9 protein-coding genes are annotated in these 13160 nt (G+C 67.4%); all 9 read right to left on the bottom strand.

The genetic code is table 11. The features are described from left to right. Nucleotides 1-4: 4 nt before the first annotated feature. The 9 genes from tilS to bamA all read right to left on the bottom strand — a co-directional run bounded on the left by tilS (nucleotide 5) and on the right by bamA (nucleotide 13090). Complete coding sequence (gene tilS, locus ETC07_RS04630) at nucleotides 5-1285, bottom strand: tRNA lysidine(34) synthetase TilS (protein ID WP_136247343.1); 1281 nt, start codon at nucleotides 1283-1285, stop codon at nucleotides 5-7. Between the two features lie 273 nt (nucleotides 1286-1558). Then, nucleotides 1559-2512, bottom strand: a complete 954-nt coding sequence (gene accA, locus ETC07_RS04625) for an acetyl-CoA carboxylase carboxyl transferase subunit alpha (RefSeq protein ID WP_136247342.1) — start codon at nucleotides 2510-2512, stop codon at nucleotides 1559-1561. 127 nt (nucleotides 2513-2639) lie between these two features. Then, nucleotides 2640-6149, bottom strand: coding sequence for a DNA polymerase III subunit alpha (gene dnaE, locus ETC07_RS04620; RefSeq protein WP_136247341.1), 3510 nt, complete (start codon nucleotides 6147-6149; stop codon nucleotides 2640-2642). A gap of 188 nt (nucleotides 6150-6337) precedes the next feature. Next, on the bottom strand, nucleotides 6338-6949 hold the full coding sequence (rnhB, locus tag ETC07_RS04615) for a ribonuclease HII (protein WP_136247340.1): 612 nt from the start codon (nucleotides 6947-6949) through the stop codon (nucleotides 6338-6340). Continuing rightward, a complete protein-coding gene (gene lpxB, locus ETC07_RS04610; RefSeq protein ID WP_136247339.1) occupies nucleotides 6946-8136 on the bottom strand; it encodes a lipid-A-disaccharide synthase in 1191 nt (396 codons plus the stop codon). The genes rnhB and lpxB overlap by 4 nt, the downstream gene beginning before the upstream one ends. 5 nt (nucleotides 8137-8141) lie before the next feature. Continuing rightward, nucleotides 8142-8909 (bottom strand): acyl-ACP--UDP-N-acetylglucosamine O-acyltransferase, encoded by a 768-nt coding sequence (gene lpxA / locus ETC07_RS04605; protein ID WP_136247338.1) that lies wholly within the window; start codon nucleotides 8907-8909, stop codon nucleotides 8142-8144. Further along, the gene (fabZ, locus tag ETC07_RS04600) at nucleotides 8906-9349 is read right to left on the bottom strand and encodes a 3-hydroxyacyl-ACP dehydratase FabZ (protein ID WP_136247337.1); all 444 of its coding nucleotides are present in this window, start codon (nucleotides 9347-9349) and stop codon (nucleotides 8906-8908) included. The genes lpxA and fabZ overlap by 4 nt, the downstream gene beginning before the upstream one ends. A gap of 104 nt (nucleotides 9350-9453) precedes the next feature. Further along, on the bottom strand, nucleotides 9454-10491 hold the full coding sequence (gene lpxD / locus ETC07_RS04595; protein WP_136247336.1) for a UDP-3-O-(3-hydroxymyristoyl)glucosamine N-acyltransferase: 1038 nt from the start codon (nucleotides 10489-10491) through the stop codon (nucleotides 9454-9456). 241 nt (nucleotides 10492-10732) lie between these two features. Further along, on the bottom strand, nucleotides 10733-13090 hold the full coding sequence (gene bamA / locus ETC07_RS04590) for an outer membrane protein assembly factor BamA (protein WP_240724559.1): 2358 nt from the start codon (nucleotides 13088-13090) through the stop codon (nucleotides 10733-10735). Nucleotides 13091-13160: the final 70 nt, after the last annotated feature.

The following is a 13160-nucleotide window of genomic DNA, read 5'->3' as shown; positions in this document are numbered from 1 at the left end:
TCGCTCAACCGATGCGCCAGCCCTCGGCACAGGCCAGCCAGCCCGAGGGCCCCGCCACCGCCACCGTCCGCCCCCCGTGCCAGGCCACCAGCAGGCGTGCGCGCTCCCAGGGTGGCATGCTCCACTCCTGCAGCAAGCGCTTGAGATCGCGCTCGCCACGCCCCGCCAGGCGCAGGCGTTCGCCACCGAGCCGCGGCGCCAGCCTCAGCGCCACCGGCCCACCGTCGTCGCGGGCCAGTCCCGAGGCCAACGGCCCCAAGGGCGTGGCCAGCGGTGGCCTACCGTCCCAGGCGGCTCGCCAATCGGCCGGCAGCGGCGCCAACGGAGACATGAGATAGAGCGTTTCCCGCCAGACGCGGGCCTCCGCACCCGGCCAGGCCACCCGCGCCGCGGCATCACGACGCGCGGCGAGCTGCTCGAGCAGGCTATCCAGGCGCCGGGCCGGCGGCCGCGGCAACCCCAGCCGTGCCAGGCAGTGGCGAACCTGCAGGCGGCGGCGCGGCGCGGACATCCCGAGCAGGCCGGCACACGGCAGGCGAGCGGGATCGCCCCCCAGCCGCGTCAGGTCCTCGGCGGCGAACTCCTCGAGCAGCCCATCGGCCTCGCCGGACAGCGCGGCGCTGCGCGCCAGCGCGGCCCCGGCGTCCGGCCAACGCTCGACCAGCCGCGGCAGCGCACGATGACGCAGGAAGTTACGGCCCAAGCACGTGTCGGCGTTGCTCGGGTCCTCGACCCAGGCCAGGCCTCGGCGCTCGGCCTCGGCTTCCAGGCTCGAACGCGGGTAGCCGAGCAGCGGGCGAGCCAGGCACCAGCCGTCGATATCACGCGCCGCCGGCATCGCGGCAAGCCCACGCGAACCGGCGCCACGCAGCGCCGCCAACAGGAAGGTTTCGGCCTGATCATCACGGTGCTGGGCTAGCCACAGGGTCTCGCCGGCCAGCAGCCGACGCCGAAAGGCCGCGTAGCGGGCATCACGCGCCTCACCCTCGAGCCCGCCCCCCGCCGACGCATCGACGCCGACACGCGCCACATCGAGGGGCACCCCGAGTCGCGAACACAGCCGCCGGCAATGGCGTTCGAAGCCCTCACCTTCGGCCTGCAGGCCGTGATGGACGTGAAGCACCCGCAACGCCCGCGGATGGCGCCGGCAGGCGTCCGCGGCCAGCGTCAGCAGCAGCGCGGAATCGAGCCCACCGGAAAGCGCCACCCACACACAACGTCCCGGCGGGGTCCGTGCCAGGGCGTCATCGATCACGCTTTGCAGGGAAGAGGGCTCGAGGCTCATGGGCAGGGACACCGCTCAGGAAAGATGAGAGCCCCCTTTGGGGCAGGTCTCCAAGCTCGAGGCCGCTATACCGGCGACGGATGAAGCCCCAGAGCCAGCGCCCTCGTCGAGCGAAGGCCAGGGCCAGGCCCGTGCCCGACGGGCCAACGCGCTTCCCACGTCCCTGTGGGTCGCCAGGCGGAGAAGACCGCAGCCGCGGAGTTTACCGGCGGCTAAATGGGCAGGATGAGGTCCTCTCCAACACCGCCGGATCGAGCATAGGAAGGCTCGGTATCAGACGGGGGCGCCGTAGCTCATCAGGCGCTTGTAGCGGCGCTCGAGCAGCTCATCGGTGTCCATGCTGCCGAGCCGTTCGAGGCTCTCGCTCAGCGCGGTGCGAATGCGCTCGGCGGAGGCCATCGGCTTGCGGTGGGCGCCGCCCAGCGGCTCGGGGATCAGGGTGTCGACGAAACCCAGCTCCTTGAGGCGCTCGGCGGTGATGCCCATGGCCTGGGCGGCCTCGGAGGCCTTCTCGGCGCTCTTCCACAGGATGGAAGCACAGCCCTCGGGGGAGATCACCGAGTAGGTGGAATACTGCAGCATGGACAGCTCGTCGCAGACACCGATGGCCAACGCGCCGCCGGAGCCACCCTCGCCGACCACGGTGGAGACGATCGGCGTCTTGAGACGCGACATCACCGCCAGGTTGTGGGCGATGGCCTCGCTCTGACCACGCTCCTCGGCATCGATGCCCGGATAGGCCCCCGGCGTGTCGATGAAGGTCAGGATCGGCATCTTGAAGCGCTCGGCCATTTCCATCAGACGGCAGGCCTTGCGATAGCCTTCGGGGCGCGGCATGCCGAAGTTGCGGCGGACCTTCTCCTTGACGTCACGGCCCTTCTGATGGCCGATGACCATCACCGGCTTGTCGTTCAGCCGTGCCACGCCACCGACGAGAGCGGCGTCATCGGCGAAATGGCGATCGCCGTGGAGCTCGTCGAAGTCGGTGAACACATGCTCGAGGTAATCGAGGGTATAGGGGCGCTGCGGGTGGCGCGACAGCTGGGAGACCTGCCAGGCGGTCAGATCCTTGAAGATCGACTCGGTGAGCTTGCGACTCTTCTCCTCGAGCCGACCGATCTCGTCGTTCAGGTTGACCTGGCTGTCATTGCCGACCAGGCGCAGCTCCTCGATCTTGGCCTGGAGCTCGGCGATGGGCTGTTCGAAGTCTAGGTAGTTGGGGTTCATGGGCTAGCCTTGTCTCGTCGGCCGAAGAGGCGACCGGGGGGAAGCGTCAAACGGTGTTCATTATCGCACCCTGACACGCCCACGCAAGGCAGGCCAAGGTGCATGCATATTGTCGGCACGGCGATCGTCAACGGTAGCGCAGCCGCACGCCGTCCTGGCCCTCTACCTCGCGCAGGGCGATCAGTAGCTCGTCGGAGGGCGTGACTCGCCACTCCTCGGCCAGCTCCAGCCAGGCGCTGGCCAGGGGATGACGATAGCGCAAGCGTACCGGCAGGCCATCGCCGTTGCGATAGGGGGTGAGGCTGTCGCGCAGATGGTCCACCAGCCGGCCGTTGACGCGCTCGCCGTCCAGCGCCAGCTCCACCGCCTGACCATAGCGCGTGCGGGCGTCGACCATCGGCGTGATCTCCTTGCCGCGCAGACGCAGGCCGCCGGAGTATTCGTCGCTCTGCACCTCGCCCTCGACGATCAACACCTGGTCGGTATCGAGCCGGCCGCGCACGGCGTCGAACAGCTCGCCGAACAGCGAGGCCTCGATGCGTCCGGTGCGGTCGTCCAGGGTGACGAAGGCCATGGTATCGCCACGCTTGGACTTCATGGTGCGCATGCCCACCACCAGCCCGGCGACCCGCTGCGGCTCGCGAGACGGCTTGAGATCGCCGATACGCGTGGAGACGAAACGCTCGAGCTCCTTCTCGTACTCGTCGATGGGGTGGCCGGTGAGGTAGAGCCCCAGGGTCTCCTTCTCGCCGGACAGCCGCTCCTTGTCGGTCCAGTCGCGCACCCGGCGATAGTCGGCGTAGACGTCGGCGGCGTCCGCCTCGTCCGAGGCCACGAAGGCCTCGCCGAACATGTCGATCATGCCCAGGTTCTGGTTGGTCTGGTTCTGGGCCGCGGCCTTGAGCGCGGCCTCCAGCGAGGCCGCCATCACCGCTCGGCTCGGGCCCAGGTTATCCAGCGCCCCGGAGCGAATCAGCGCCTCCAGGGTGCGCTTGTTCATGCGCTTGGGATCGACCCGCTTACAGAAGTCGAACAGGTCTCGGAAGGCGCCGTCCTGCTCGCGGGCCTCGACGATGGCGCCGATGGGGCCCTCGCCGACGCCGCGGATCGCGCCCAGGCCATAGACCACCCGCGCCTGATCATCGACGGTGAACTTGTAGCCGCCGACGTTGACGTCCGGCGGGGTCACCGTGAGCCCCAGGTGGCGGCACTCCTCGATCAGCGGCACCACCTTGTCGAGGTTGTCCATCTCGGTGGACATCACCGCGGCCATGAAGGGGCCCGGATAATGCGCCTTGAGCCAGGCCGTCTGGTACGAGACCAGCCCGTAGGCCGCCGAGTGCGACTTGTTGAAGCCGTAGCCCGCGAACTTCTCCACCAGGTCGAAGATGTTGCCCGCCAGGGTCGCCTCGATGCCGTTGGCCTCGCAGCCTTCCAGGAAGCCGGCACGCTGCTTGGCCATCTCCTCGGGCTTCTTCTTGCCCATGGCGCGACGCAGCATGTCGGCCTGGCCGAGACTGTAGCCGGCCATCACCTGGGCGATCTGCATCACCTGCTCCTGGTACAGGATGATGCCGTAGGTGGGCTCGAGCACCGGCTTGAGCAGCTCGTGCTGGTAGTCCGGGTGGGGGTAGGAGACCTCGGCCCGGCCGTGCTTGCGGTTGATGAAGTCATCGACCATGCCCGACTGCAGCGGGCCGGGGCGGAACAGCGCCACCAGGGCGATCATGTCTTCCAGGGAGTCCGGCAGCAGGCGCTTGATCAGCTCCTTCATGCCGCGGGATTCGAGCTGGAACACCGCCGTGGTCTCGGCCTTCTTGAGCATCTCGAAGGTCGGCCGGTCGTCCAGCGGGATGGCATCGATGTCGAGGGAGCCCTGCCCCTCCGTGGCACGCACCTTGTCGACCATCTCCAGCGCCCAATCGATGATGGTCAGCGTGCGCAGGCCCAGGAAGTCGAACTTGACCAGCCCGGCGTCCTCGATGTCGTTCTTGTCGTACTGAACGCGCAGGCCGCTGCCATCCTCATCGCAGATCAGCGGCGAGAAGTCGGTCAGCTTGGTCGGCGCGATCACCACGCCGCCGGCGTGCTTGCCGGTGCCGCGAGTGATGCCCTCGAGCTTGAGCGCCATGTCCCAAATCTCGCGGGCCTCGTCGTCGTCGTCGAGGTACTCCTTGAGGGCCGGCTCCTCTTCGATAGCCTTGCCAAGCGTCATGCCGACCTCGAAGGGGATCAGCTTGGAGAGCTTGTCGCCCAACGAATAGGGCTTGCCCTGGGCACGCGCCACGTCACGCACCACCGCCTTGGCGGCCATGGTGCCGAAGGTGACGATCTGCGAGACGGCGTCGCGCCCGTAACGCTCGGCCACGTAGTCGATCACCCGGTCGCGCTTCTCCATGCAGAAGTCGACGTCGAAGTCGGGCATCGAGACCCGCTCCGGGTTGAGGAAGCGCTCGAACAGCAGGTCGTATTCGAGCGGGTCCAGGTCGGTGATCTTCTGGGCGTAGGCCACCAGCGAACCGGCGCCGGACCCCCGCCCCGGGCCGACCGGCACGTCGTTGTCCTTGGCCCACTGGATGAAGTCCATCACGATCAGGAAGTAACCCGGGAAGCCCATCTCGAGGATGATGTTGAGCTCGAAATCGAGCCGCTCGCGATAACGCGCATCGATCTCGGCATACTCGGCGCCGTCGCGGGGGTAGCGCGCCGCCGGGTAGAGGAAGCCCAGGCGCTCGGTGAGGCCGTCGTGGGAGATCTTGCGGAAGAACTCCTCCTGGGTCATGCCCTCGGGGATGCCGTACTCCGGCAGGAAGATCTCACCCAGCCGCACCTCGACATTGCAACGCGCGGCGATCATCACGCTGTTCTCGAGCGCCTCGGGGATGTCCGAGAACAATTCGCTCATCTCCTCGGGGCTCTTGAAGTACTGCTCCTCGGTATAGCGACGCTCGCGGCGTTTGTCGTCGAGTGCCTTGCCCTCGCCGATCGACACCCGGGTCTCGTGGGCCCAGAAGTCCTCACGCTCGAGGAAGCGTACGTCATTGGTGGCCACCACCGGGGTGCCGGTTGCCACGGCCAGCTCGACCGAGAGGTGCACGCACTCCTCTTCCAGCGCCCGCCCGGTACGGGTCAGCTCCAGATAGTAGCGCCCCGGGAAGGCGGCCTGCCACTCCTCGAGCAACGCGCGGGCCTCGGCGTGATGATCGGTCAGCAGGTGACGCCCCACGTCGCCTTCGCGCCCGCCGGACAGCGCGATCAGACCCTCGCTCTGCTCGAGCACCCAGCGGCGCTCCAGCAGCGCATGGCCATCCCGCTGCCCCTCGACCCAGCCCCGCGAGATCAACTCGGTCAGGTTGCGATAGCCGACGTCGTTCATCGCCAGCAGCGTCAAGCGGTAGGGATGCGCCGCGTCATGGGGATTGGCGAGCCAGAAGTCGCCGCCGATGATCGGCTTGAGGCCGGCACCCTGGGCGCCACCGTAGAACTTGACCAGGGCGAAGAGATTGGCCTCGTCGGTGAGCGTCACCGCCGGCACGCCCTGGTTGCCTGCCGCCTTGATCAGCGGCTTGAGACGCACCAGGCCGTCGACCAGGGAGAATTCGCTGTGAACACGGAGATGGACGAAGGGAGCGGTCATGGTGGACTCGGGCTTGATGATGGGAAATGGGGCGACGCTGTCTGTCATGGTGCCAGGGAACCCACAGGCGACCGGCCTACGCTGCCGACCCTGGCCGCCACGCCAGGGCGCTTTCCGGCGCGCTGGTGGCCATCCGCGAGCCGCTCGGGCTCGGTGGCGGCCCAACCCTGAGGCGGTGCACGGCGCCGCTAGCGCGGGTTCAGCTGACGCTTGACGGGCGCGAAGGAGCGACGGTGCTCGGGCAGTGCGCCGAGGCGCGCCAGGGCGGCCAGATGCTCGGGCGTCGGATAGCCCTTGTGGCGGGCGAAGCCGTAATCGGGATGGCGCGCGTCCAGCGCCAGCATGCCGGCGTCGCGGGCCACCTTGGCGAGTATCGAGGCCGCGGCGATCGCCGGATGACGGGCATCGCCCTTGACCACGGCCTGCCCGGGCACATGATGCCCGGGCAGGCGATTACCGTCTACCAGCAGGTACTCGGCGGCCGGCGCCAGTGCATCGATGGCCCGGCGCATGGCCAGATGCGTGGCATGATAGATGTTCAGCGCATCGACCTCGCCGGGGCTCGCCTCGGCGACGGCGAAGGCCTGGGCGCGTTCACGGATCTTGGCGTCCAGCGCCTCGCGGCGCCTGGCGGTCAGTTTCTTGGAGTCGGTGAGCCCATCGATCGGCGCGGCGGGATCGAGGATCACCGCCGCGGCCATCACAGGCCCCACCAGCGGGCCGCGCCCGACCTCGTCGACGCCGGCCAGACGCGTGCCACGGTAATCGATGACCAGCGGCGGGAAGTCTTCGGCCTTCATGCGTTTTCCTCGATCTCGGGGGCGACGGAATCCGGCAGCGCGCGTCGTGCCACCAGTGCCTCGACGGCGTCCACCGCACGCCGGCTGGCATCGCGCTGCAGCCCTTCGTGCATGCTCGCGAAGCGGGCCTCGAGGGCCGCGCGCGCCTCGCCATCGTCGAGCGGCACGGCGAGTTCGGCGGCGATCGCCTCGGGGGTCGCCTGATCCTGGATCAGCTCCGGCACCAGGGTCTCCCGGGCGATCAGGTTGGGTAACGAGATCCACTCCGTCTTGACCAGCCGCTTGGCCAGCCAGTGGGTCATCGCCGCCATGCGGTAGGCGACCACCATCGCCCGATGGCAGAGCATGGCCTCCAGCGCGGCGGTGCCGGAGGCCAGCAGCACCGCATCGGCGGCGACCATGGCCTCGCGGGATCGACCATCGACCAGCAGCACCCGTTCGCGCAGCGTCTCGCGCTCCTCGAGCAGCGCCGCGAGCTCGGCGCGCCGATCCGGGGTGGCGGCGGGAATCACCACGCGCAGCGCCGGGCGCTGGCGGCACAGCCGCTCGGCGGCATCCAGGAAGGTGGCGCCCAGAAAGCGGATCTCGTTGGCCCGTGAGCCCGGCAACAGCGCCAGCAGCGGCCCCGACTCGAGCAGGCCCAGGGCCTCGCGGGCCTTGGTCCGGTCGTTGACCAACGGCAGCTCGTCGGCCAGCGGATGGCCGACGAAGGCGACGGGCACGCGGTGCCGGGCGTAGAAGGCGGCCTCGAAGGGCAGGAAGGTCAGCATCGCATCCACCGAGCGGGCGATGCCCTTGACCCGCCCCTGGCGCCAGGCCCAGACCGAGGGGCTGACGTAATGCGCGGTGACCAGGCCGGCCTCGCGCAGCGCCCGCTCGAGCCCGAGGTTGAAGTCCGGGGCATCGATGCCGATCACGATGTCGGGCCGCCACGCGAGGGCGTCCTGGCGCAGCGTGCGGCGCACGCGAACGAGACCGGGCAGATGCTTGAGCACCTCGACCAGCCCCATCACCGAGAGGGTCTCCAGCGGGAAGCGGCTGTCGATGCCTTGCTCGAGCATGCGCGGCCCACCGATGCCCCGGAACTCGACTCCCGGATGGCGCGCCTTGAGCTCGCGCATCAGGCCGGCCCCGAGGATGTCGCCGGAGAGCTCACCCGCCACCAGGTAGACGCGCGTGATCGTCATGTCGCTCAGCGCACGATGCCGCGGGACGAGACCTCGATGGAGGCGGCGAACGCCTCGGTCTCCGGCAGCGAGTATTGCGTGCGAATCTCGATGAGCGCCTGCTCCACGGTCATGCCCTGGCGGTAGACCATCTTATAGGCCTCGCCCAGCGCACGGATCGCTTCGTTGGAAAAGCCGCGGCGACGCAGGCCGATCAGGTTGAGGCCGTGGGCCTGGGCGGGATTACCGTTGATCATCACGTAGGCGGGCGTGTCCTTGGTGATGATCGAGCCACCGCCGGCCATGGCGTGTGCACCGAAGTGACAGAACTGGTGGATCGCCGACAGGCCGCCGATGATCACTACATCACCCAGCGTCACATGCCCGGCCAGGGTCACCTGATTGGCCAGGATGCAGTCGTTGCCGATCACGCAGTCATGGCCGACATGCACATAGGCCATGAACAGGTTGCGCGAGCCGATGATCGTTTCACCACGATCCTGAACGGTGCCGCGATGCAGGGTCACGCCCTCGCGGACGATGTTATCGTCGCCCATCACCAACCGGGTGGGTTCGCCGGCATACTTCTTGTCCTGGCACTCCTCGCCGACCGAGGCGAACTGGAAGACCCGGTTGCGCTCGCCGAGCACCGTGGGGCCCTGGATCACGACATGAGGACCGATCCGCGAGCCGGCGCCGATCTCGACGTCGGCACCGATCACGCTGAAGGGACCGACCTCGACGTCATCGGCCAGGCGTGCGTCCGGGTCTACGATGGCGGTGGGATGAATCAAGCGACCTTCCTCTCGGCACAGGTGATTTCGGCCTCGCAGGCGATCTCTCCGGCCACGCTGGCCTTGCAGGCGAACTTCCAGATGCCGCGCTTCTCGCGGATCACATCGGCGCGCAGCTCCAGCCGGTCACCGGGCATCACCGGACGCTTGAAGCGCACGTTATCGCTGCCGACCAGATAGTAGACGTAACCGTCGGCGGGCAGCTTGTTGACGGTCTTGAAGCCGAGGATGCCGCAGGCCTGGGCCAGCGCCTCGATCACCAACACACCCGGCATGATCGGGTGATGCGGGAAGTGGCCATTGAAGAACGGCTCGTTGATGCTGACATTCTTGTAGGCAACGATGGATTCGCCGAGGGCGAGTTCCGTCACCCTGTCCACCAGCAAGAACGGATAGCGGTGGGGCAGATATTCACGAATCTCGTTAATGTCCATTACCATCGTAGCAACCTCTGAAATGACAGAATGCCTCGCATCGCGGGCGCGCCCGACGCCGCGTGCTTGGCGACGAACGGGCGGGGATTATACCGTCCGAGGGGACGGCCTCAAGCATCGCGCCCGGCTTTTTCCAGGCGCTGCAGCCGGCGAGCGATGTCATCGAGCTGCTTGAAGCGCACCGCGCTACGGCGCCACTGGGCGTTCTCCATGGCGCCGGTGCCGGAGGAGTAGACCCCCGGCTCGTGAATCGAATTGGTGACCAGGCTCATGCCGGTGACCTGGACACCATCACAGACGGTCAGGTGCCCGGACAGGCCCACGCCACCGCCCAGCATGCAGTGACGGCCGACCCGCGTGGAGCCGGCGATGCCCACGCAGCCGGCCAGCGCGCTGTGCGCGCCGATCTGCACGTTGTGGGCGATCTGCACCTGGCTGTCGATCTTGACGTCTTCGCCGATCACGGTATCGCCCAGGGCACCACGATCGATGCTCGAGCAGCTACCCACCTCGACGTCGTCGCCCAGCAACACCCCGCCGAGCTGGGCGATCTTGTGCCAGCCGGCGCCATCGTGGGCGAAGCCGAAGCCGTCGGCGCCGATCACGCAGCCGCTATGCAGGATGACCCGCGCGCCGACCTCGACCCCATGGTAGACGGTGACGTTGGCGTGCAGCCGCGATCCGGCGCCGATCCGTGTGTCTGCACCGACCACGCACCCCGGGCCGACGATCACCCCGTCGCCGAGCTCGGCGCCGGCATCGATCACCGCCTGGGCACCGATCACCACGCCTTCACCCAGGCGAGCGCCCTCGGCGACCACCGCCGAGGGGTGAACGCCCGGCGCCTCGCGGCCGACCAGCGGGTCGAACAGCCGCGACAGCTGGGCATAGCCCAAGTAGGGGTTGTCGAGGGTCAGGCAGGCGACGGGGCTCTCCACGGCGTGGTTGGGATGCAGCAGCACCGCCGCGGCTTGGGTCTCGGGCAGGTCCTTGAGGTAGGCACGATTGGCCAAAAAGGCGATCTGATCGGGTCCGGCATCGCGCAGCGTGGCCAGCCCACGCACGCGGCGCTCACCGTCACCCTGGAGGTCGGCCCCCAGCTGGGTGGCGATCTCGGCCAGCGTCAGGGAAGGAGAGTCTTGAGTCATGGGAACCCGATGTCGGTTAGGGAAATACTCTGCGTCGGCGGCAGTCGACCTCCGGTCGCCCTCACCCACCACGCTCGTCAGGGGCGCTAAACCGCGCAGCCCTTCTGTGGACCTCGGACCGCCACACTGGTTCGATATCGATGGGCCCCGACTCCGTCATTGGCAAGAGTCGAGGCCCCTGGGACCGTGATGTTCGCCGGCCTCCCCTTCCCGCAGGGAGGCCGTGCGCCGACGGCGCGGTCTAGAAGGTCTGGCCCAGCGAGAACTGGAAGAACTGGGTATCATCCTCGCTCTCGGCATTGAGCGGTTCGGCGACACTGAAGGTCAACGGCCCCACCGGCGTCAACCAGGACACTCCCAGGCCCACGCTGTAGCGCAGCTCGCCCAGGTCGACACCCGAACTGCAGCTGGAACGCCCGGCCTCCTGATCACGGACCGCATAGCAGTCGGTGAGGAAGGTATTGCCGGCATCGACGAACAACGACGGCTGCACCGAACGCTTGTCCTCGACGAAAGGCATCGGGAATAACAACTCGGCACCGCCCTCGACCAACACGTTACCGCCCAGGGTGCGATCCTCGTCACCATCACCATCCACCGGCGGTGTGGTGTTCGGCCCCAGGGTGTTGCTGGTGAAGCCACGCACCGCCCCTAGGCCACCGGTATAGAAGTTCTCGTAGAACGGGTAGGGATCATTGCCGATGCTGTCGGCATAGCCGACCTCACCGCGCAACTTGAACGACCAGGTCTGCTCCTCGTTCATGGGGAAGAAGTGGCGGGCCCTGGCGCGTAGCTTATAGTACTCGGCGTCGCTGCCGGGCACCGTGGTCTCCAGCGACAGCCGCTGGTAGTTGCCCGCGGTGGGCATGATGCCACGATTCAAGTCGTTGCGGGTCCAGCTGGCGGTCAGCTTGAAGGCCTGGGCGTTATCACCCTCCTCGTCGATGTAGCGCTGAATCTCCGAGGCCGTATCGTTGTAGGTCTCGATGGTCAGGTCCTCGACATCGGCGCCGATATTGATCCGGGTCAGCTCGTTGATCGGATAACCGAAGCTGATGCCGCCGCCGTAGGCATCCGTCGAGTAGGTCGAGATATCGGAATCCTCGTAGTCGGTCTCCCGGTAGAACAGGTTATAGCCGCGGGAGATGCCGTCGAGGGTCCAGTAGGGGTCGGTGAAACCGAAGTTCAGATTGGTATAGGTATCGCTGCGCTGGGCGCTGACATTGACCCGGTTGCCGGTCCCCAGGAAGTTGTTCTGGGACAGCGAGGCGCCGTAGATGACGCCGGCGCTCTGGGAGAAACCGAGGCTCGCCGAGATCGAGCCGGACGGCTGCTCCTCGACCTTGTAGGTGACGTCGAGCTGATCCTCGGAGCCGGCCACCGGCTCGGTCTGCACCTCGACCTGCTTGAAGAAGCCCAGCCGCTGCAAACGCTCGCGAGACTGACTGATCGATTCCGTGGAGGCCGGGGCGCCCTCCATCTGGATCATCTCACGGCGTAGCACCTCATCGTCGGTGGTGGTGTTACCGACGAACTCGATGCGTCGCACATAGGCCCGGTTGCCGGGCTCGACACGGAAGGTCAGGTCGACGCTGCCATCGCTGCGCGTCTCGGGGATGCCATCGACATTGGCGAAGGCGAAGCCCTCGGCGCCGAGCCGCGAACGCAGCGCCTCCGACGAGGCGGTCACGTCGCTGCGTGAGAAGGTCTCGCCGCCCTGCACCTGCAGCAGTTCCCGGGCCTCGCGCTCGGGGATGCGCAGGTCGCCGGCGAAGCGAATGTCGCCCAGGCGGTAGCGCTCACCCTCATCGACGTTGATGGTGATGAAGATCTTCGACTTGTCGGGGCCGATGGAGACCTGGGTGGAGTCGATGCTGAAGTTGACGTAGCCGCGATCCAGGTAATAGGAACGCAGTCGTTCCAGGTCCCCGGACAGGGCCTGTCGGGAATATTGATCGCTCGAGAACCAGCCGAAGAACCAACCGGGCCGGTCCTCCAGGTCGAGGACGTCGCGCAGGGTCGCCTCGTCGAACGCCTGGTTGCCGACGATGTTGATCTGACGGATCTTGGCCACCGCGCCTTCGTCGATATCGATATTGACCCGAACGCGGCCCTGGCCGAGCTGCTCGACCTCGGTATCGATGCTCGCGCTGTAGCGCCCCTGAGCCTGATAGACGCCGGACAACTCGCGCTGGATCTCCTCCAGGGTCGAGAGTTGCAGCGCCTGCCCCTCGTCGAGGCCCGCCTCGCGCAGGCCGCGACGCAGGTCTTGCTCGGGAATCTGGCTATTGCCCTCGATGTTGAGGGCGGTGATGGTGGGGCGCTCGGCAACCTCGATGATCAGCACGTCGCCGTCGCGGGCCAGCTGAATGTCGTCGAAGAGGCCGGTGGCGAACAGCTCTCGCGCCGCCGCGGCCAGCTCGCGGTCATCGACGCGGTCGGGAGCATTGACAGGAAAGGCATTGAACACGGAGGCCGCCGATACGCGCTGCAGCCCCTCCACTCGTATGTCCTTTACGTCGAAGGTTTCCGCCTGTGCCGCGCCGCTGCCGGCGCCGGCGAGCAGCAGCGCCGCCAGTCCGATGGTCTTGATCTTCATGCAGTCGATTCACTCGCGTTGATCTGCCTACCTGTCCAGACAGGCACCTTATACATTCGCACGGGTAACT

The organism is Halomonas borealis, from assembly GCF_004798905.1.
Classification (GTDB): Bacteria; Pseudomonadota; Gammaproteobacteria; order Pseudomonadales; family Halomonadaceae; genus Halomonas; species Halomonas borealis.
The sequence above is the reverse complement of the archived record's forward strand: the minus strand, read 5'-3'. Positions and strand labels throughout refer to the sequence as shown.